Origin of the sequence: Pseudoalteromonas sp. Angola-30 (genome assembly GCF_028599215.1) — a bacterium.
In the GTDB taxonomy this organism is placed as follows: Bacteria; Pseudomonadota; Gammaproteobacteria; order Enterobacterales; family Alteromonadaceae; genus Pseudoalteromonas; species Pseudoalteromonas atlantica.
In genome coordinates this window covers 68,180-90,099 of record NZ_JAQREI010000007.1, presented here as the reverse complement: position 1 = coordinate 90,099, position 21,920 = coordinate 68,180, and the positions used below count along the sequence as shown (strand labels likewise).

Below are 21,920 nucleotides of genomic sequence, written 5' to 3'. Positions count from 1 at the left end.
GCCCATCATTGCCACGGAGAAGACATGAAACTCTTTCGTCTATGTATACTTACTACGACTTTACTTACCTTAATGGCCTGTTCAGAGCCAGAAAAGCAAGTAAAAGAAGAGCCCATTAGGCCTGTAAAGTTATTCAATATAGGACATGATTCGCAAACAAATGTGCGCAGTTTTCCTGCTGAAGTGGTTGCTAACCAAGGCTCGTACTTAGCATTTAGAGTCAATGGTGAACTGGTAGAGTTTCCGGTATTAGCAGGTGAAGAAGTTGAAAAAGGACAACTTTTAGCAAAGCTTGACCCAGAAGACTTTCAATTACAATACGATGATAGAAAAGCCCGTTATGAGCTTGCTAAATCACAACTTAGCCGCATTGAACAATTACTTGAAAAAAGAATCGCGAGTCAATCAGAGTACGATGAAGCATTAGCCAATATGCAAGTGGCAGAGTCTGCCTTTAAAATTGCCGAAACCAACCTAGAATACAGCGAACTGCGCGCCCCATTTGCAGGGACTGTAGCCAAAGTATTTGTTAAAAACTTTGAAAACATTCAAGCCAAGCAAAACATTTTACGCCTAGAAACCCGCGATTTAATGGATGTAGAAATCCAAGTTCCTGAAAAAATAATAGCGCGCATTAAAAAAGGCAGCGACTACCACCCTACCGTTGTGTTTGACGGTTATGATAATAAAGAGTACACCCTTGACTTAAAAGAGTGGGATACGCAGGCCGATCCTACTACGCTTACCTACAAAGTTGTTTTTTCGCTACCAGTGCCTAAAGACTTTAACCTACTTGCAGGGATGACGGGCCGTGTATTTATCGATTTATCAAAAGTAACCAGCTCGCAAGTGGCTTACACTATTTTACCGGTAGAGTCGGTTTTTTCTGAAGCTAAAGAAAGCGTGTCAGATAACGCCTATGTGTGGATATATAACCCAGAAACCGGTGTTGTTAATAAACAAGCCGTTAAAGTAGGCCAAGTACACCGCGACGGCATTGAAGTGCTAAGCGGTATTAAAGAAGGCCAAATTGTCGTCTCCGCTGGCGTACACTCATTAGATGAAGGCATGAAAGTACGTCCATGGAATAAAGAGCGAGGCTTATAATTATGAGCTTTGCGCAACTCTCCATAGAGAAAAAAGTAATTAGCTGGATGTTTGCACTACTGCTGTTAATTGGCGGAAGTGTGTCGTACTTTGATTTAGGCCAACTAGAAGACCCAGAGTTTACGCTTAAAACCGCCATGGTTATTACTATGTATCCGGGCGCATCGCCACAACAAGTAGAGGAAGAAGTCACCTTTCCTATCGAAAATGCGATTCAGCAACTCCCCTACGTAGATTATGTGACCTCTATTTCATCAAATGGTAAGTCGCAAATATCGGTAGAAATGAAAAGCACCTACCGAAAAGAGCAGCTGCGCCAAATTTGGGATGAAATGCGCCGTAAAATTAACGATTTAGCGCCTTCACTCCCGAGTGGCGTTTACCCAAGCACCATTTTAGATGACTTTGGTGATGTATACGGCGTTATGTATGCGGTTACCGGCGATGGCTACTCTTATGATGAACTTAAAGATTACACCGATTACTTAAAGCGTGAACTCGTACTGGTTAAAGGTGTGAGTAAAGTGACCATTGCTGGTGAGCAACAGCCTCAAGTAATGGTTGAAGTGTCTACCCGTAAATTAGCGCAGCTCGGTATTGCCCCAAGCCATATTTTTGGTTTACTGCAATCGCAAAATACAGTCTCTAACGCAGGTAAAATTAGAGTGGGCGATGAGTCTATACGCTTTCACCCAACCGGCGAATTTAAAGATGTTAAAGAGCTCGAAACCCTACTTATATCTAAACCCGGTGCTAGCGAGCTTATTTACTTAGGTGATGTAGCCAAAGTATTTAGAGAATACGCAGAAGTACCCAGCAATGTTATTCGCTACAACTCAGAACAAGCGCTTTTAATTGGCGTTTCGTTTATGAATAGCGTGAACGTAGTAGATGTAGGTAAACGTATTGACGAGCACTTAGCAGAGCTTGAATACCAGCGCCCACATGGCATACATGTAGAATCGGTGTATAACCAACCTAAAGAAGTAGAAAAATCGGTAGATGGCTTTATTGTCAGCCTAGTAGAGGCGATTGCCATTGTAATCGTGGTACTGCTTATATTTATGGGGTTAAAAAGTGGTATTTTAATTGGCGGTATTTTATTACTCACCGTTTTAGGCACCTTTATATTTATGAAGTTGTTCGCCATAGACCTGCAACGTATTTCTCTGGGTGCGCTTATTATTGCCCTTGGTATGCTGGTAGATAACGCTATAGTAGTAACCGAAGGCATATTAATAAATTTAAAGCGTGGCCAAACTAAGTTAAAAGCTGCGGTTAATATTGTAGAACAAACTAAATGGCCGCTACTAGGCGCTACAGTTATTGGTATTACTGCGTTTGCCCCTATTGGCTTAAGCTCTGATGCGACCGGTGAATTTGCGGGTAGCTTATTTTGGGTGTTGTTTATATCGCTCTTACTAAGCTGGATCACCGCCATTACGCTTACGCCATTTTTTGCAAATTTAATGTTTAAACAAGATGAGTTTAAAAAAGCTAAAAATGCTGAGGGCGAAGAGGATGATGACGACCCATATCAAGGCTTTATTTTTACCGGCTATAAAGCACTTTTAGATGTGTCTATGCATTATCGTAAAACCACGCTTGTGCTTATGGTCGTGCTCCTTTGCTCGGCTGTGGTTGGTTTTGGTGCGGTTAAACAATCGTTTTTCCCAGCCTCTAACACGCCAATGTTTTATGTAGATTACTGGCAGCAACAAGGCTCCGACATAAGAGCAACGCTAGAGGGAATTAAAAAGCTTGAAAACTACCTTCAAAAAGAAGAGCTAGTTGAAGAAATAACCAGTACTACAGGCCAAGGTGCTCCACGCTTTATGCTTACTTATGCACCGCAAAAGTCGTACTCGTCATACGGGCAGCTCATTATTAGAGTAAAAAACCGCGAGGCGGTGGCTGTAGTAATGAAAAAAGTGCGTGAATACTCGCAAAATAGACCGCTTTCAGCTGAGCTTAAAATTAAGCCCATGGAAATTGGCCCCTCAACCGATGCTAAAATTGAAGCACGCTTTACAGGCCCCGATCCGGTAATACTTAGACGATTAGCCGCCCAAGCTGAAGAAGTTATCGCACAAGACGACGGCGCTTATAATATTCGTGATGATTGGCGGGCACGTACTAAAATGATTCGTCCACAATTTAACGAACAAAAAGCGCGCCGCTTAGGTATTAGTAAGTCAGACCTTGATGATGTTCTGCTTACTAGCCTTTCGGGCAAGCAAGTGGGTGTATATCGTGATGGTACGCAACTTCTGCCAATTATTGCTCGCTCACCGGCAAATGAGCGCCTAAATGTAGAAAGCGTTCACGATTTACAAATATACAGCCCTGTACTGGGTGTATTTGTGCCAGTAACACAGGTGGTTGACGAATTTGTGGTTGAATGGGAAGACAGCCTAATTATGCGCCGCGACCGAAAGCGCACAATAACGGTAATGGCCGATCACAACGTATTAGGCGATGAAACTGCCGCTAAGTTATTTGCACGCGTGCGCGGACCCGTAGAGGCAATAGAGTTACCGCGTGGCTATAAATTAGAATGGGGCGGCGAGTATGAGTCGTCATCGGATGCACAAGCCGCTATATTTGGTTCATTACCGCTGGGTTATTTAGCGATGTTTGCGGTAACCGTACTGCTGTTCAATTCACTTAAACAGCCTTTAGTTATTTGGGCTACAGTGCCACTTGCCATTATTGGTGTGAGTGCGGGCATGTTAATAATGAATGCGCCATTTAGCTTTATGGCACTACTTGGATTACTAAGTTTAAGCGGGATGCTAATTAAGAACGGCATTGTTTTGGTCGATCAAATAAATCTTGAGCTTCGCGATGGTAAATCGCCTTATCAAGCTGTGTTTGAATCTGGCGTTAGCCGTGTACGCCCTGTGGCCATGGCGGCTATTACCACCATTTTAGGTATGATCCCGCTGTTGTTTGACGTGTTCTTCCAGTCAATGGCGGTAACTATTATGTTTGGTTTAGGTTTTGCAACCATACTTACGCTTATTGTAGTGCCTGTGCTTTATACTGTTGTATTTAGAATAGACTACGAACCTAGAAAGTAATTTAAAAGCCTTACAGGACGTTTAAAACGCAGCTTACCTCACAGTAGCTGCGTTTTTTATTATTTAAACCGAGGTTAAAGATGAACTTAATAAACTAGGTTGTATATGTATTCTCTTTGGCTATTTTCGCTTTATAACCGACGAAAATGGCAATGTAGATTTAAACAACTACCGTTTCACGGGCGGTATTAGACTGGTAATAACAGGCATGTTTGACGGTACTTACGATTTAATTAAACGGCTACACTCTAAAAACAGCGTATCTACATTAGCCGTTTATTTAGAGCTTTTTTTACTTTATATTGGCGTTGTGTTTTATAAATAACCCCTCAAATGACAGCAAAACAACTTTTTAGAATAATAATTACCGCTAGTTTACTATTCCCACCCCTATTTTTTATTGCTTGGGATGAAAATCTCGATCCCCCCTTTATTGCCAATACCGCTTATGATTTTTTAACACATAAGCTGCTTCCTGTTTTGTCAGTAATAATTAGTATTGCAGGGGGGATGTACGGATACAAAAAGTACAACGCATGCATAACATTTAAATCAAATTTTAAAGACTACTTAGAGGATGATGGGAAGCTTAGGGGCTGGCTGGGTATTTTGTTTATACCGGTTTTAGTTTATTTATGGCTGTGGGCTAGTTTTTGCATTTCAGTAAAGTTATGGACATATTATTATAGCGACAATAGCTGGCAGCAAGAGTACCAGCTACTGGCTGTAGAGGCGTGTCCGAGTGATTACGAATACAGCTGCGCAAAACTGGTTGTGCTTGATTTACAAACTTACAGAAAGCGCTCTTTTAGGTGGTATTTAGATAAACCAGCATTAAAGCGGCTAAAAAATGAGAAAATAAACATTGTGGGCGTTAAAAGCCCACTCGGTAACGTTGTACATCAAATACAATGGTAAGTGCGCACGCTATTTTTTTAAACTTAATGTGCCAGATGAACGCGCTTTACCGTTTGCTGGCTTTTTGTTGTTTGCGCTTTTGCTATCGCCTTGCGTATTTTTGCTAGCGCCCCCTTTACCTAAATAGGTGGTTGAGCGCTTTTGAAAAGGGGTATTACTTCTTTGAGTGCGAGTGCCTCGCTCATTATTAAAGGCGCGTGGGTTTTCACCCTGAAAATCACGCTTTTTAGGCTCGCCTTTGTTATTGGCATTTTGCTTATTGGTATCAACCGAGTGCTCTTGCGTTTTACCCGAATCAGCAATGGAGTCAATAATTTGCGCCATTTCTACGTCGGTTAAATGTCGCCACTGGCCTACTTTTAAGCCCTTTAACGTTACATTCATAATGCGGGTACGTTTAAGGGTCACAACTTCATAGCCTAGGTATTCACACATACGACGAATTTGGCGGTTTAAACCCTGCGTAAGCACTATTTTGAATTCTTGCGGAGCTGTTTGTGTCACTTTACATTTTTTTGTAACGGTATCTAAAATAGGAATACCGTTGGCCATTTTGTTCACAAATTGGCGATTGAGTGGTTTATCAACTGTCACCACGTATTCTTTTTCGTGATTATTACCCGCTCGCAAAATTTTATTAACGATATCGCCTTCGTTAGTTAAAAAAATCAATCCTTCTGAAGGTCTATCTAAACGGCCGATAGGAAATATACGGGTGGGATAATTAACGGCTTTGACAATATTACTTTGAATTTTACTCTCGGTGGTACAGGTAATACCCACTGGCTTATTATACGCAATGTACACGCGTTTTGGTTTTTCGCGCAGCGGTTTTCCATCTACTAAAACAGTATCGGTATCAGCCACTTTTACGCCCATTTCAGGCGTATTACCATTAACTGTTACACGACCTTGCTCAATATATTTATCGGCTTCACGGCGTGAACAAAAACCTGTTTCACTAATAAATTTATTTAAACGTTTTAATTCGGTCATGGCACTTAATGGTCCTAATTTTAAAGGCGACTAGTGTAAACCACACGCCATTATTTTTCGCCCCTAATTTAAACCTTTACGCATTAATTTTTGCAATTTTTGCTTGAGTTAACCTGCGCCAAACATATTCCAGCGGCCCTTGCTCATAATAGCGACAATATAAAGCTGTAAACAATAGCTGCACGCTAACCAGGCCAGTCGCGACTATCCAATAGTCTATTCGGTTAAAACTTAATACCCACTGCGGATACAACACTTTATAAAGCAACAGCTGCATCAGTGTTTGGCATATATATAAGGTAAAAGCTAAGCGCCCCGCCTGCTGAATAAGCTGGCCCACATGAGCACGGTTATTACAAAATTTAACGATGAGATGAATATAAAATACAGCCATGAACAATGCGGCAAAGGTATTTATAAACTCTTGTATGGCGAACCCTGCTCCCCCTGTAAACTTTGACGCATAAAGCCTCATGCCTGAAAAAATAAAGGCGCCAGCTATACAAACAATAAGGTGCGGATTGGTTAAACCTTTACTAAAAACCTCATTTTTATATAAATATATGCCAATCAGCATTAGCCCTACGCACAGCCACATGATCATGATAGGAACAGCTACCAGCATTAATACATTCATACCTAGATTACTCAAAAAGTAATCGCTGTAATACGGGCTATATAAATCGATATACTGTGCTGAATCACGATAAACGACCTCATCTGGTGCACTAAAGAGCACCAACCCCGTGGCTACACAACCAATTAAAAGAAACTCCCCTGCCCTTTTTACAAGCAGTTGGTTATTACTTTGCAAATATTTTAGAACAAACCAGCCAGATACACCGTACAAAAATAAAATGTCGCCAGCCCAAAGTAAAAAACCATGTACCAAACCAAAAATGATAAGCCAATGCAATCGCGCTTTTAAAGGCGCTGTTGATTTAACTTTTTGCCATTGAATATAAAGCCCTGCCCCAAACAGTAAGCTAAACAGCGTTCTAAATCGGCCATCAACAAAAAAAGTACTCACAGCATGGATAAGGGTGTCGCTAAAAGGCGGGGTAGATAAAGGAATATAGCTATAATCCATTAAGCCAAACGCATAGCCATTCATATACACTAAGCAAAGCACAGCAATGCCGCGAATAAAGTCCATATTATAATTTCGCATCATGAGCGGTTACTGTCCTCTAACTATTATTTTTATAATTATCTGCCCAATCTACGGCTTGATTATATAACCCTGGCAGCACATCTCTTTTAACATTAAGTAATATAACGGCTTTTTCTAATGTCCACCAGCTACCTGTTTCGTACGCTTGTACTACATTTAAGATATAATATAGGGTGTTTTTTTCGTTTAATAATGCCGCTTTAATATCATCAGGAAAAGGTAATTTTTCGACTAATAAACTCATAGGTTGATCGAGTATGGCATCTAGTAACGAAAACAAGCCGGTTAAAAACGCCTCACCCGCCAACGATTTAGACACCTGCTTTGCTATTAGCTCACAAAAGCGTGCTCTAACTACACACACTTGCATTAGTTCTGCTGGCTTTTTACCCGCGGTGTGCGCGGTAACAATTAAACTAACAAACTTTTTTAAACGCTCATGCCCTAAATACACTAACGCCTGCTTAATAGATGATATTTTACTCTGAATAGGAAAAACACCGCTGTTAATTAGCCGCATAAGCTTATAAGCCAAGGCCGCATCGGCTTCAAATAACGCACTAATTTGCTTTATATCTGGGCTTGGTTTCATTACTTGCGCGTAAATAGCCACAACTAACGCATAGTTATAATCAATGTCTTGCTGTTCGTGCATTGTGGGCTTGGCAAAAAAGTAGCCTTGAAAGTAATCAAACCCCATTTTATGTGCTTGGTGATAATCGGCTTGGGTTTCTATTTTTTCTGCTAATATTTTTATTTTTTTATGCTGTTTTAGTTTTTCTACAATCTCGGCAATATCTGATAAAGGCGTTTGCGCAATATCAAACTTTACTAGCTTAATAAACTTTAAAAATCGCTCCCATTGCTCGTTATAAACAAAGTCATCTAATGCGAGTTTATAGTTTTTATGAAAAAGCTCTCTGCAAAGCTGATAGTTATCATCGGTGGGTTCAATGGTTTCTAACAGCTCAATGACCACATCTTTACAGGGTAAAAAGTCACATAAATTGTGCTTTAAAGAGTCAGGGCCTATATTTATCAGTGCCGTTTTACCTGAGGTGATGTGGCGTGTGCCTAAATTAAGCTGGTTTTCCATTATTAGGCGAGCAGTTGCTTGACCTTCTTCTATATCGGGAAAAAAGTTTTCAGCACTATTACGAAATAAAAGCTCGTAAGCAACTACATTTTGCTTACGATTGAATATTGCTTGCCTTGCAACAAATACAGACACATTACCTACTTCTTATTTATATACTCAAACTAAGTAACTAATAGCGTAAATAGGTATAAATGTCACTTCTACTGCGTTTAATTTTAATGATTTAGCAATACATGCTTGAAATATAATCAGCAGCGACCGTTTCCCACGAAAAACGTGCTCCTTTAGCATTAGCTGTAATGTTACTCCATTGCTTAGGATTTTGCTGTTTTAGCGTAAGGGTTTCAGTTAAGCATGTCATTAACCCATCAACTTGTTCATTCAACGAGCCGCCAGAAAATGCAAAGCCATTGTTGTTGTGGCTTACGGTGTCTTTTAAACCGCCAACACTGTGTACTAAACAAGGTTGCCCTGCGCGCATAGCAAGCATTTGACTAATTCCGCAAGGTTCAAACGAGCTTGGCATTAAAAATAAATCCCCAAGCTCATATAGGCTATCGCCAATACCTTGCCCATAACCTTTTAAAAACAATAAGTTTGCATTGCGTGCCATAGCCTTGGTAAAAATGCTTTCAAGGGTTTTGTCACCAGAGCCTAAAATAATAAGACGACCATTAAAACGGTTAATTATTTCACACACTTTATCAAGCGCTAATGCATTACCGTATTGTTGGCAAAGTAATAACACCTTTTGCTCGGTCAGCCTGCCAACACTTGTTACAAGGGGCCCATCTATTGGCGTGTTTTTAAACTGCAGCATGCGCTGATGCGCCACATAGTAGCTCGTTTCAAGCTGCTCATGTTTTGCCATCCAGTTAAATAAAGTATGTTCAATACGCTCATACAAGAGCGATAAAGTAACCTGCTCAGGGTTTTGCTCAGGGTATTCACAGCCATTTAATATTCCCACCACCTTGCCTTGAGCCGATTGATTTTGTAAATCAAGCTCTAAGCCTTCTCCACCAAAAAAACCTTGCTGATAATTACTCGGCTTTAGTACCTCGGTACTGTAAGTAGGTGAGACTAAATGAACTTTATCTGCCAAATTTATAGCACTGCGCATAGGGTTAAAACAGTGTGGGTAACGAGGATCGCACAAATGTTGCCCGTTATAACCTAACGACGGAAACCAAGCCTCTAAACTCGAGTCGTCGTGTTTAAAAGGCCTGATCCCTTGCAGTGCTAAATTATGAACTGTATAGGCAATATGTAAATTAGCGAGGGTATCGTAGCGTTTATCAAATTTTAATAATACGGCGACACACGCGCTATGCCAATCATGTAGATGCAGTGCTTGAGGGCGCATTATTAAACCCTGTAGCAGCGCTTCACATAGAGCGGCACTAAATAATGCATATTTTGTTGCATCAGTGGCAAAAGGTCGCCCGGGTTCGTCATTGCAATACACCGAACCCGATTGGCTAAACAATGGGTGCGAAATAACAAATTGATTAATGTGTGTGTTGTCATCACTTATTTTAAATAAAGATAATACCTGTGGCTGCGCTCTAAATATAACAGTGACATCACCTATATATTCACGTTGCAGTTGCTCAAACCCATAATCAGGAATAACAACATCTACGCTCACGCCTTGTGCTGCTAGTGCTTTTGGGGCATCTCTGACTACATCTGCTACCCCGCCCACTTTAGCGTTTGGTAAAGCATCGTTTTCTGCGGCAACCATTAATACATGCATTTATTTACTACTTCCTTAACCTTTGTTATTCGCATCCGATTTTAAGCGAACTTTTTATTTTCGTGTGCTTGACGTTCAAGCTTTTTAGCAAGTTCCGTGAGCATATCACGGGTGACTAATACGATGCCTTTTTTAGATACCCTAAAGCCATTTTCTTCATCGGCTTTTCTATCGTAGCCAATTTCAAGCCCTGCGGGTATTTCACAGCTTCGATCAATTATGGCTCGCTTAATTTTACAATGACGATTAATGAGAGCCCCGGGTAAAATTACTGATTGCTCTATTTCGCAAAATGAACGCACGTGCACGTTTGAAAACAGCAGTGATTTTCTAACTACTGAGCCCGATACAATACACCCTCCTGATACCGTTGAGTCTACCGCCATACCGCGTCTATCTTCATCATCAAAAATAAACTTAGCCGGTGGCAACTGCTCTTGATAGGTCCAAATCGGCCAGGTTGGATCGTATAAATCTAGCTGTGGCTCGGGCATTACCAATTCCATATTGGCTTCCCAAAACGAGTCTAACGTTCCTACATCGCGCCAATAAGGTTGCCCTTCTTGCATGGGATCTCTAAACGGAAACGCATACACACTGTGCTCTTCTATAATTGCCGGAATAATATCGTGCCCAAAGTCGCGGCCAGAACCTTCATTTTCAGCATCTTTTTTTAGCTGCTCAAATAAAAACTCAGTATTAAACACATAGTTGCCCATAGAGGCTAAGCAGGTACCTGGCTTACCAGGGACAGAGCTGGGGATCGAAGGTTTCTCATCAAAGCGACATACCCGATTTTTTTCATCAACAGTCATTACCCCAAAGGTATCTGCAGCCTCTTCAACAGGTACTTCAAGGCAACATACTGTCATGTCGGCGCCTTTTTGCACATGCTCGGCTAATAAAGCGCCGTAATCCATTCGATAAACGTGATCGCCTGACAAAATCATCACATATTTTGGCAGTTCGTGGCGAATAATATCCATGTTTTGAAAAACCGCATCGGCAGTCCCACAATACCACTCATCACCATTACGCTGAGATGCGGGTAAAATTTCAACCGACTCCCCCAGCTCCTTTTTAAAATGGCCCCAGGCGCGATTAACATGGCGAATCAAAGAGTGCGATTTATATTGTGTGGCTATGCCTACACGCCTCACACCCGAATTGATACAATTTGATAATGGAAAATCGATAATACGGTGCTTACCGCCAAAATAAACAGCGGGCTTTGCGCGCCAATCTGTCAATTCGTGTAAGCGTGAGCCGCGTCCACCAGCCAGTATTAACGCGTACGTATCTCGGGTTAAGCTACTTATGTAACGATTTGCATAACTAGGCATAATACTCTCTCCGTTTAGTCTGTGCTCTTAGTGGCATGGCTCGTAGTTGCGTGTAAGTCTGTTTCACTAATAGTTAGGGGGGTTAGGTGCCAAATATCTTCACTGTATTGGCTTATGGTTCTATCGCTTGAAAATATGCCGCTTGCGGCCGTATTTAAAATACTCATTTGCGTCCAATGCGTTTGGTCTTGATACGCAGCCTCTACCTGCTTTTGCGCTGCCACATAGCTTTCAAAGTCATGTGCAACCAACCACGGATCGTGAGGGCTTTTAATAGCATTAATAATGTCGTCAAATAAATTAGGCTCAAACAGGTTAAATTGCCCGCTTTCGAGTAACTGCATTACATGGCTTAGGTCGCTGTTTTGCTCTATTAAATGTGAAGGGTTATATCGCGATTTAATATCATCAATTTGATGAGCCTGCGCACCAAACAAAAAGAAGTTATCAGCGCCAACAGCGTCTCTAATTTCAATATTCGCCCCATCTAACGTACCAATAGTAAGCGCACCATTCATCATAAACTTCATGTTACCGGTGCCTGATGCTTCTTTACCTGCGGTCGATACTTGCTCTGATAAATCGGTTGCAGGGCAAATAGTTTCCATGGCGGTTACATTATAATTTGGCAAAAACGCAACTCGTAAATAAGGCGCTGCAAGTGGGTCTTTATTAATAACCTCAGCTACGTTATTAATTAGCTTAATTATTTTTTTAGCCATGTAATAACCAGGGGCGGCTTTACCCCCTAAAAGCACACAACGTGGTACTAAGTTTGTGGTATCGCCTCGGCGTATACGGTCATATAAATGAATAACATGAAGTACATTTAATAACTGGCGTTTGTATTCGTGAATACGTTTAACTTGTACGTCAAACATCATCTCTACATCAAAATCAACACCACAGCGCTCTTTCACTAAATCGACGAGACGTTGTTTGTTTTCGCGTTTAACATTTTGCCATTGCTGATGAAACGCGGTGTCGTCGAAGTAGCGGCGTAATTGGCTTATATCTGCAAAATCGCTAACCCATTTTGAGCCAATTTTTTCTGTAATTAAATGACTCAAGGCCGGGTTGCAGTGTGCTAACCAACGCCTTGGGGTAACCCCGTTGGTTTTATTATTAAACTTGTTAGGCCAAAGCTCATAAAAGGTTTTAAATAGCCCTTCTTTTAAAAGTTGGGTATGTAGTGCGGCCACACCATTTACCGAATAGCTGCCCACAATCGCTAAATAAGCCATGCGTATTTGCGGCACGTCGCCTTCTTCAATTAACGAAAGTGCACGCTGCTTACTTGCATCGCCTGGCCAATGCTGAGCCACTTGCGCTAAAAAGCGGGCGTTTATTTCATAAATAATTTCTAAAATTCGCGGCAATAGTTTTGCAAAAAGCGGCACTGACCATTTTTCTAATGCCTCAGGCAATAGCGTGTGGTTAGTGTAAGCCATTGTGCTGGTTGTAATTTCCCACGCGTTATCCCAATCAATCTCGTAGTCATCAACTAAAATGCGCATTAACTCTGCCACGGCAATACTTGGGTGCGTATCGTTTAATTGAAATACATGATGTGCAGCAAAGTCACTAAAGTCTTCGCCGTATTGTTCAACCCATTGCGATACGATATCTTGAATACTCGCTGATGATAAAAAGTACTGTTGGCGCAATCTAAGCTCTTTACCATTTTCACTGCTGTCATTTGGGTAAAGCACCATTGTGATTTGTTCTGCTAGGTTTTTTTGCGCTACCGCTTCTGAATAACTCCCCGCATTAAACTCGGTTAAGTTAAATTCGTCGGTCGCTTCTGATTTCCATAGCCTTAGCGTATTAACAATGTCGTTTTTATAACCAGGAATAGGCACATCATATGGCACAGCTAATACGTCGTGACAACCAACCCATTGACGGTGTTCGCGCCCATGTTTGTCGGTATAACTTTGTACGTGCCCAAAAAACTTCACTCGTTGTGATTGCTCAGGCGCGGCAAGCTCCCACGGGTGCCCCTCACGAAGCCAGTTATCGGGTTGCTCAACTTGGTGGCCATTTTTTAATGATTGGTTAAACATACCGTATTCGTAGCGAATACCGTAACCAACCACGGGAAGCGCAAGGCTTGCACAACTATCTAAAAAGCAGGCAGCTAAACGCCCAAGGCCACCATTACCTAGCCCTGCATCGTGTTCTGCCTGGGCTACGGTTTCAATTGTGGTGCAATACTCTTGCAGTGCATTGGAGACTTGCTCGTCTAAGTCGAGATTTAAAATTGCATTACCAAGTGCTCTACCCATTAAAAACTCTAGCGATAGGTAAGCTGTTTTACGGCGTTTTTCTTGCTTGATTTGTTGTTTGGTTTCTCTGCAACGGGCAACCAGCCGATCTCTGATTGTCAGCGCAAGCGCATGATATAAATACAGTTGCGACTCACCCACTTTGTCACGCCCTAAACTGTAATAAAAGTGCCGAGTTAAATCATCTTTTAAAGTGCTTTCATCAATTACAGGGCCTTCTTGCCACCCTTTTACCACACACACATTTTCGTCTTGCTTAGACATGACCATCGTCCTCTAAATTTGCACTAAAAACCCAGCTGCTTTGTGCTGAAATTTCGACTATTGCATCCTCTTTACTGCTTAGCGATGCGTTATGTACACTTGATAAAACCATGTCCCATTGCGCCGCGATAGGCGATGGGGGTAACTTACAAAAAACTGTTTTTTTACTCGCATTTAAAATGATTAATAAGGCGTATTTATTTTGCTTATCTAACAAGCTATACATTAAAAACTGGCGCTGTGGCTCGTGCCAATGCTCGTCGGTCATTTTTACGCCTTGCTCGGTAAACCATTTAACCGTAAAGCGCTCGTCAATATCTTCTGAGAACACACTGTGTTTAAACGCACTGTGACCACGTCTTATTTTTAGTGCATCGTCAATAAATCGGGTTAGTGAATGATTTAGCTGCGAGTCTTTCCATGCCAACCAACTGGTGCGGTTATTTTGACAATACGCATTATTATTGCCCCCTTGCGAGTGACCCATTTCACTGCCTGAGGCAATCATAGGCACCCCTTTTGAGAGTATTAGCGTAAGTAAAAAGTTCTTTTGTTGCTGCAGCCTTAGGGCAATAATTTTGGCATCATTAGTAAATCCTTCAACACCACAATTGGTGGAATGATTAGCGCTGTGGCCATCGCGATTTTGCTCGCCATTCGCTTCATTATGTTTATGCTCATAACTCACCAAATCGGCAAGCGTAAAACCATCATGGCTGGTAATAAAATTAATACTGTTTAGCGGCCCGCGCTGGCTGTGCTCAAAAATATCAAATGAGCCATGAATACGTTTTGCTACATTTGCAATAACGCCTTCTTCGCTTTGCCAAAATCGGCGTATTACATCTCTGTATTGGTCATTCCACTCTCGCCAAGGTGCAGCAAAAGCCCCCAGTTGATAACCTCCTGGCCCTATATCCCAGGGCTCACTAATAAGCTTTACACGACTTAATACAGGGTCTTGCTCAATGGCTTGAAAAAACGCATGGGCGCTATTAAAACCATGGGCATTTCGGCCTAAAATGGTGGCTAAATCAAACCTAAATCCGTCTACTCCCATTACTTGCACCCAATAACGTAAGCTATCAAGTACCAGCTTTAAGGTTTTAGGATGATCAATATTAATGGTGTTACCACAGCCTGTATCGTTTATATACACCTGAGGCTTATCAGCCACCGTCCGGTAATAAGCTAGGTTATCTAGCCCTCTGAGCGATAAAATCGGCCCATCGGCGCCCGCTTCTGCGGTGTGGTTATAAACCACATCTAAAATAACCTCTATATCCGCTTTATGAAGCTCGCTAACCATGCGCTTAAATTCGTTAATGTCATCATCAACTAAATAATCTTTATGCGGGGTAAAAAAGTTGAGTGTGTTGTAGCCCCAATAATTTTGCAGCCCTTTTGCTGTTAAAAACTGCTCACTTATAAAAGCATGTACAGGGAGCAGCTCTAGTGCGGTAACCCCTAAATTATGCAAATGCTCAATAAAGCTAGGGTGGCTTAAGCCTAAAAACTTACCTTGTAAATTTTTAGGGATATTAGGGTGTCGGCACGTGGCGCCTTTTACATGGCACTCATAAATAACGGTATTAGACCAGCTATGGTTTGGCTTTTTATGTTTATAAGGCTGGCTATTAATAACCCGTGATTTAGGTATATCAATGGCATTATTAACGGTGCTTTTCGTGCCAATAGGCATTTGCCCATAGTGGCGCTCACTCCATGTAAATTCGCCAAATAAGTCTTTTGCATAAGGGTCAATCAGCAATTTGTGCTCGTTAAACAGCAGGCCTTTTTCAGGACTGTACTCCCCTTCTACGCGATAACCATATAATGCGCATTCGGCTAAGGGTGCTACATGGGCTGTCCATATACCGCCTTCGTTGATATGCATGGTTACTTTTAATATTTCAGAGTGCCCACTTTTATCAAATAAGCACACATAAGCTTGTGTTGCCTTAGGTGCGTACAAGCTAAAGTTAACGCCGCCACTGCTAATAGTTGCGCCAAGTGGCTGTGGTTGCCCATGTGAAACCTCAAATCGATTACTCATCTTCAACCTTTTGTAAATAAATAGTCGTTAACCCGCCCACTGCAATTTTAATGCTATGCGAAAAACCATGAACGCTTGCCTTTACGCTACTAACCGTGGCGTTTTTGTTTGCTGTTACTTTAATACCTGAGCCAAAAAAAGCGTCATCATCGGTGTTTAAAATAACCTTATATTTACCCGCTGCGGGTACCCCAATTTCATACTCTTGATAAGAAACAGGCGTAAAGTTTGCCACTACTACAATAAAGTCGTGGGCATTTTTAGCATAACGTACAAAACTAAATATACTTTGCTCGTTATTGTTGTTATCTATCCATTCAAAACCCGCAGGGCTTGAGTCGAGTTCATACAGTGCAGGCGACTTTTTATAAACAGTATTAAGCGCTTGTACAGTGTTTTGTATACCGCGGTGGCTTTTATGCTCTAGCAAATGCCAATCAATAGAATGGTTGTGATCCCACTCTTTTCGCTGTGCTATTTCGCCGCCCATAAACAGCAGCTTTTTGCCTGGGTGCGCCCACATAAATGCGTAATACGCACGTAGATTGGCAAATTTTTGCCAATCATCACCGGGCATTTTTTCAATTAATGAGCCTTTACCATGTACAACTTCGTCATGACTTAGCGGTAAAATGTAATTTTCGCTAAATGCGTACACCATAGAAAACGTCATTTCGTGATGATGATGCTGCCTATAAAGCGGATCATGTTGCATGTAATGAAGGCTGTCGTTCATCCACCCCATATTCCATTTGTAGCCAAAACCTAAGCCATTGTGATCAACACTTTGAGTGACCCCCGGCCACGCGGTCGACTCTTCAGCCACCATCATAATGCCCGGATTATTTTTATAACTACGCAAATTTACCTGCTTTAAGCACTCAATAGCGCCTAGGTTTTCTCGCCCACCATAACAATTGGCAACCCATTCACCTTCTTTGCGGCTGTAATCTAAATAAAGCATTGAAGCCACCGCATCTACGCGCAGTCCATCAAGGCCAAATTGCTCTAGCCAATACATCGCATTAGAGATTAAAAAGCTTTTAACCTCCGGGCGGTCGTAATTATAAATATAGGTATTCCAATCAGGGTGAAAGCCCTGTCGAATATCGGCATGTTCAAATAAATGCGTGCCGTCAAAGTGGTGTAAACCATGCGGATCACTAGGAAAATGCCCAGGCACCCAATCAAGTAGCACGCCTAAGTTTGCTTTGTGGCACTGCTGAACAAAGTATTTAAAACTGCTGTAATCACCAAAGCGACTAGTTGGTGCAAACAATCCCACTGGCTGGTAGCCCCAAGAGCCATCAAACGGATATTCACTTATTGGCATTAATTGAATATGCGTAAAGCCCATTTCAAGCGTGTAATTAACAAGTTTGTCGGCAAGTTCGCTATAGCTTAAATAGCGGTTTTCTTCAGCCCTTTGCCATGACCCTAAGTGCACTTCGTAAATACTTATGGGCGCGTCTATATGGTTACGCTTTTGACGGTTTTTAAGCTCGCTATCACTGAGCGAAATAGGCGTTGCTTGCTGTTGTAACACACTGGCCGTACCCGGAGCTTGCTGCATTTTAAAGGCAAACGGATCTGCTTTTTCAAGCACATCGCCTTGCTGTGTCACAATAGAAAATTTATAACAGGTATCGGGCTGAAGCCCTGCGATAAAAAGCTCCCATACACCACACGCAGGATGAAAACGCATATAATGACGATTAGCTTGCCAAAGGTTAAATTCGCCAATAACAGATACACTGGCTGCATTAGGCGCCCACACACAAAAACGCACTCCATCAACCCCTTGTTGGTTAATAAAGTGTGCGCCTAAATGTTTATATGCATGCTCTAAACTGCCTTCGTTAAATAAATACATTGCATCTGTATCTAGGCTGCTTGCAAAGCTATATTCATCGTAAAAACATAATGCTGAGTTTGCATATTCAACGTTACACTTATAAGGTTGCGTGGGCATTTCGTTGCTTGTTGCAATGAATAAATCACTACTGTTATAACGCTTAGCAATAACTTTTTTATCATTAATAATAATATTTACATTTTTAGCCTCGGGTAAATACACGCGTATTTCGTAGCCATTTTTATAAGCATGTGCCCCTAAAAAACTAAAAGGGTCTTTAAATCTGCCGCCTTGTAGTGCAGTTACCTGTGCGTCGTAATGGGTCTGTAATGAATCCTTTGGTGCGGTACTACTCATATCCTTTCCTTATTGAATTAACTGCAGCCAAGGTACTGGCATTATTTTTAAAAATAGCGTTGCTTGAATGAGTTAAAACACGGCGCCAATTTGGGTATTCGGTATTAGTACCGGGTATATTCACCGGATACGTTTGTTTATCTAAATCATCAAGCTGAAGTGCAAATAAACGGGTCTCACTGTGTGCAAGTGCTTTGGCAAGTTCACCGTAAACACACATAGCATCGCTAGTTTCGCTAAGTTGCTCTGCGCTATGTAACTGTATAAAACGCAGTAATCGTTGTTTTTCTTGTTGTCTTTCGTGCAATTGCTGTTGGTACTGCTGATCATCAATAAGCTGATACTGACGTTTAATATCTAAATCATCTGTTTGCCACCAGCCGCAAAATGGCGGTACGTCATGATTCGCTATCATAATTAAACAATGCTTAGGTAATTCTTGTAACGGTAAAAACTCGCCATCATGTTGTTTTTCAAAATAAAATAAGCTATTTGAATAAATACCACTTACAGCAAGTGCGTGTTTTACCTCGGGCGGGACTATGCCTAAGTCTTCTCCTATTACTATGCACTGATTAAGGTGAGACTCTATTTTTAAAATAGCCAATAAGTGCTCGAAAGGGTAATAAACATAACAGCCATCTTGTGAGTGATTATTTTCAAAGCACCACCATAAGCGCCTTAGCGCCATAACGTGATCAATGCGCAAACCACCAACGCCTTGCATGTTTGCGCTAATAAGTGAGCGATAAAAGGCAAAGTGATCATTTTTTAATTGTTGCGGGTTAAGCGCAGGCAGCCCCCAATTTTGCCCTGCTTGCGCCCAAGGGTCTGGCGGTGCGCCAACATTGGCATTATCACTAAAAAGTGATTGCTGAGATTGATACTCAACGCCATCACCTGCACAACCAACAGCAAGGTCATTAATTAAACCTATTGTCATGCCTTTATTTAAACAGTGCTGCTGACAATGGCTTAATTGTAATTTAGCCTGCCATTGTAAGTAGTAATCAAAGGTAGGATTGGCTGAATTTAGCGTAGTTAGGGTCTGGGCGTTTTGTTTGCAAAACTGGGCAAACTCATCGCGTCGTGAAACGCTGGCATGTGCTTCAAAATGACTAAATAGCGCTTTAAATAATGCATATTTAACGGCGCTTACTTTTTCATAATTTATAAACTGTTCATTGCTGTTAAAAAGCGCTTTTACCTCATCACTGTGTAACAAAGCATCTAATTGTGGATTGTTTTTAGCATCAGCTGATAGATCAACACAAATGTACAAAGGATTTAATAACGCACGGCTATTAGGGCTATAGGGACTGGCTCGCTCACTTTGCTGTGCAAACAGCAAATGTAATGGGTTGAGTAATATGTAGTCCATGTGCTGCTGCGCACATAAATCACATAGCTCTAGTAAATCATTAAAATCCCCTATACCTAGGCCTGCTTTGTTTTTAACTGTGTACAACTGCAGCGAGAGTCCAGTGCGCTTAGTATCATCTACTTGAAAAACTTTTTCTGGGGTGGCCCACAATTGAATTTCTTTGCTTTGCTCCCCTACACTAACCAGCGCCTGATGATAACCTACCGGAATAGCCCCTAAAGGCACTGCTACTTCAATATAACGCACGCCATGTACATAGTAATCGCCAGTGATGGCCAAATTATGTAAGTTAGCACGCTCATAGGTAACGTTTAACTGTGGCAACGTTATCGCAACAGGTAAATCACGTTGACGCTCATCTATGCGAATATAAAAAAGGTTATCAGTTAAATTCACTAAGCTGGTATCGGGTGCTAACTCTAACCAAGGCGCAACATCTAATTGATAATTAAGCTGTGCTATTTGGTGTTCATCTTCGGTATTTACACCACAACATTGTAAGGCACGTTTGCGCGTGTCTTCGCTAAATATAACCTGCTCGCCCGTGTATTTAGTAAACTCATAACCAATACCGTGCAGATAAAACAACTGCGAAAGTGCGTCCATTTATTCGCCTTAATTTATGCGTTGAGTGTTCACTATGCTATTTTCTGTGCCAAATGTATTAGGTAGGTAGTCATCTGCTTGGTGGTCGTTATCCCAAATATCACCATTAATTAAATAACGAAAATGAAACTGCTGATCAACTGGCAAGCGTTGCTTACATTTAAATACCCCTTCTTTTTTATTAAGCTTCATAGGCACCGGCTGCCAATCGGTAAATTCGCCAAGTAAACTTACTTGCTCTGCATCAGGGTGGGTAAACTCAAAGGTAACTTCAGCTTCATTTTTTGTTTTGAAAAAACGTTTATTCAACATAGTAGGCTCCAACTAAACCAAAATGGGTACTTAATCTTTGCCACAGGGCCGATACAACACTTTAAAGGGCGATGTGGGGTGCATTTAAACATCATTAAACGCGGGTAATTTAAACAAATTTTTATTTACGCATTATTACAGTGCAAAAAAGTTTTTAGCTGCACATATAAGGTGCGATTACGATAAAAATTTTCGCTTATTAATGACAAACTAATGTACAGCAAGTATTAAACCAACTTAATCATTTTTCATTATTAATATATTGAGCAAAAAATCGTATAAAGGTTCACACTAACCTATAAAATTCTTTCGTTATCAGTGTGCTTAAGTAATAATACACAGCATCTTACGTCTCTGAAATACCAAAAATTTCATGTTGAAAAAAAGCATTTTATTTACTACGGTAATTGTATTTATTGCACTTGCCTCCTTTGTAAGCCTTTCTGTATATACCCTTTATAGTAAAAAGCAATTATCAGTAGACCCTAAATTAAAAGAAATTTCAGGCATTGAGTTTGATAAAAAAAAGCGTTTGTGGGCGATTAACGATGGCGGTGACGACCCAAAACTTTATCGCCTGGGCGAAGATGGCGCTATTGAAAAAGAAATCCTTGTTACGAATGCTAAAAATATAGACTGGGAAGACATGACGCAAAATAAATTTGGTCATTTTTTCTTAGGTGATTTTGGCAATAATAAAAACGATCGAAAGTGGTTAACTATCTATAAAATAGAAAACCCAATAGATATAAAAACAGAGACCACCGAAGCCGAAATTATTAAATTCACCTATCCTGAAATGGACGGCACTCCCATTACGCCTAATAAACGCAACTTTGATTTAGAAGCCTTTGTAGAATACAAACGCCATTTATATTTATTTACCAAAAATAGAACAGAACCTTTCGATGGCATAACCAATGTTTATAAAGTGGGCGATCATGCAGCCAATTTTGATGCTCAGTTAATTGATTCATTTAAAACATGCACAACTCTAGAAAAACTCTGTTGGATCACATCCGCTGCTCTTAGCCCTGACAGGACTAAACTTGTGTTACTTGATTCTACAAGCATTTGGCTGTTCGAAAACTTTAAAGGCGACAAGTTTTTTTCTGGTGATGTGTCTCGAATCGATTTAGGTATTGTCACGCAAAAAGAAGCGATCACCTTTTATGATGATAATACACTTATTTTTACCGATGAAGAATTTAAAGGGCTGGTAGGAGGAAATGCTTACGTTATTAAATTAAATGAAGCACAAAAAACCGTTATCAGACAAGCGCCAAAGACTGCCGTAAATAAATAGCTACACAAAATTT

The 21,920-nt window shown here is 41.0% G+C and carries 14 protein-coding genes; 4 read left to right on the top strand and 10 right to left on the bottom strand.

Annotated features, from left to right (window positions below; genetic code table 11):
* The first annotated feature begins 24 nt into the window (after positions 1-24).
* The 3 genes from PSH54_RS11015 to PSH54_RS11005 all read left to right on the top strand — a co-directional run bounded on the left by PSH54_RS11015 (position 25) and on the right by PSH54_RS11005 (position 5,108).
* Entirely contained in the window at positions 25-1,107 is a 1,083-nt protein-coding gene (locus PSH54_RS11015) for an efflux RND transporter periplasmic adaptor subunit (RefSeq protein WP_024031767.1), read from the top strand.
* 2 nt (positions 1,108-1,109) lie between these two features.
* The gene (locus PSH54_RS11010; protein WP_273606140.1) at positions 1,110-4,190 is read left to right on the top strand and encodes an efflux RND transporter permease subunit; all 3,081 of its coding nucleotides are present in this window, start codon (positions 1,110-1,112) and stop codon (positions 4,188-4,190) included.
* A gap of 333 nt (positions 4,191-4,523) precedes the next feature.
* Positions 4,524-5,108 carry a hypothetical protein gene (locus PSH54_RS11005; protein WP_029774483.1) on the top strand — a complete coding sequence of 195 codons (585 nt, stop codon included), beginning with the start codon at positions 4,524-4,526 and terminating at the stop codon, positions 5,106-5,108.
* A gap of 9 nt (positions 5,109-5,117) precedes the next feature.
* Here the strand turns inward: PSH54_RS11005 and rluF are convergent, their stop codons facing one another.
* The 10 genes from rluF to PSH54_RS10955 all read right to left on the bottom strand — a co-directional run bounded on the left by rluF (position 5,118) and on the right by PSH54_RS10955 (position 20,601).
* Positions 5,118-6,104 (bottom strand): 23S rRNA pseudouridine(2604) synthase RluF, encoded by a 987-nt coding sequence (gene rluF / locus PSH54_RS11000; protein ID WP_273606139.1) that lies wholly within the window; start codon positions 6,102-6,104, stop codon positions 5,118-5,120.
* 76 nt (positions 6,105-6,180) lie between these two features.
* Positions 6,181-7,260: a DUF418 domain-containing protein gene (locus tag PSH54_RS10995; protein WP_273606197.1), complete on the bottom strand. Its 1,080-nt coding sequence runs from the start codon at positions 7,258-7,260 to the stop codon at positions 6,181-6,183.
* A 34-nt stretch (positions 7,261-7,294) separates the two neighbouring features.
* Positions 7,295-8,509 (bottom strand): EAL and HDOD domain-containing protein, encoded by a 1,215-nt coding sequence (locus tag PSH54_RS10990; RefSeq protein ID WP_024031772.1) that lies wholly within the window; start codon positions 8,507-8,509, stop codon positions 7,295-7,297.
* A 91-nt stretch (positions 8,510-8,600) separates the two neighbouring features.
* Positions 8,601-10,136 (bottom strand): glycogen synthase, encoded by a 1,536-nt coding sequence (locus PSH54_RS10985; RefSeq protein ID WP_273606138.1) that lies wholly within the window; start codon positions 10,134-10,136, stop codon positions 8,601-8,603.
* Positions 10,137-10,177: 41 nt separating this feature from the next.
* The gene (gene glgC, locus PSH54_RS10980; protein WP_004586432.1) at positions 10,178-11,479 is read right to left on the bottom strand and encodes a glucose-1-phosphate adenylyltransferase; all 1,302 of its coding nucleotides are present in this window, start codon (positions 11,477-11,479) and stop codon (positions 10,178-10,180) included.
* A 14-nt stretch (positions 11,480-11,493) separates the two neighbouring features.
* Entirely contained in the window at positions 11,494-14,031 is a 2,538-nt protein-coding gene (locus PSH54_RS10975; protein WP_273606137.1) for a glycogen/starch/alpha-glucan phosphorylase, read from the bottom strand.
* Complete coding sequence (glgX, locus tag PSH54_RS10970; protein WP_273606136.1) at positions 14,024-16,087, bottom strand: glycogen debranching protein GlgX; 2,064 nt, start codon at positions 16,085-16,087, stop codon at positions 14,024-14,026. Before glgX ends, PSH54_RS10975 begins: the two co-directional genes overlap by 8 nt.
* Entirely contained in the window at positions 16,080-18,299 is a 2,220-nt protein-coding gene (glgB, locus tag PSH54_RS10965; protein ID WP_273606135.1) for a 1,4-alpha-glucan branching protein GlgB, read from the bottom strand. The genes glgX and glgB overlap by 8 nt, the downstream gene beginning before the upstream one ends.
* Entirely contained in the window at positions 18,292-20,289 is a 1,998-nt protein-coding gene (gene malQ / locus PSH54_RS10960) for a 4-alpha-glucanotransferase (protein ID WP_273606134.1), read from the bottom strand. The genes glgB and malQ overlap by 8 nt, the downstream gene beginning before the upstream one ends.
* Positions 20,290-20,298: 9 nt before the next feature.
* Positions 20,299-20,601, bottom strand: a complete 303-nt coding sequence (locus PSH54_RS10955; protein WP_004586437.1) for an isoamylase early set domain-containing protein — start codon at positions 20,599-20,601, stop codon at positions 20,299-20,301.
* Between the two features lie 373 nt (positions 20,602-20,974).
* On the opposite strand from PSH54_RS10955, the gene PSH54_RS10950 reads away from it, so the two are divergent.
* The gene (locus PSH54_RS10950) at positions 20,975-21,907 is read left to right on the top strand and encodes a hypothetical protein (protein WP_029774473.1); all 933 of its coding nucleotides are present in this window, start codon (positions 20,975-20,977) and stop codon (positions 21,905-21,907) included.
* The last annotated feature ends 13 nt before the right edge of the window (positions 21,908-21,920 follow it).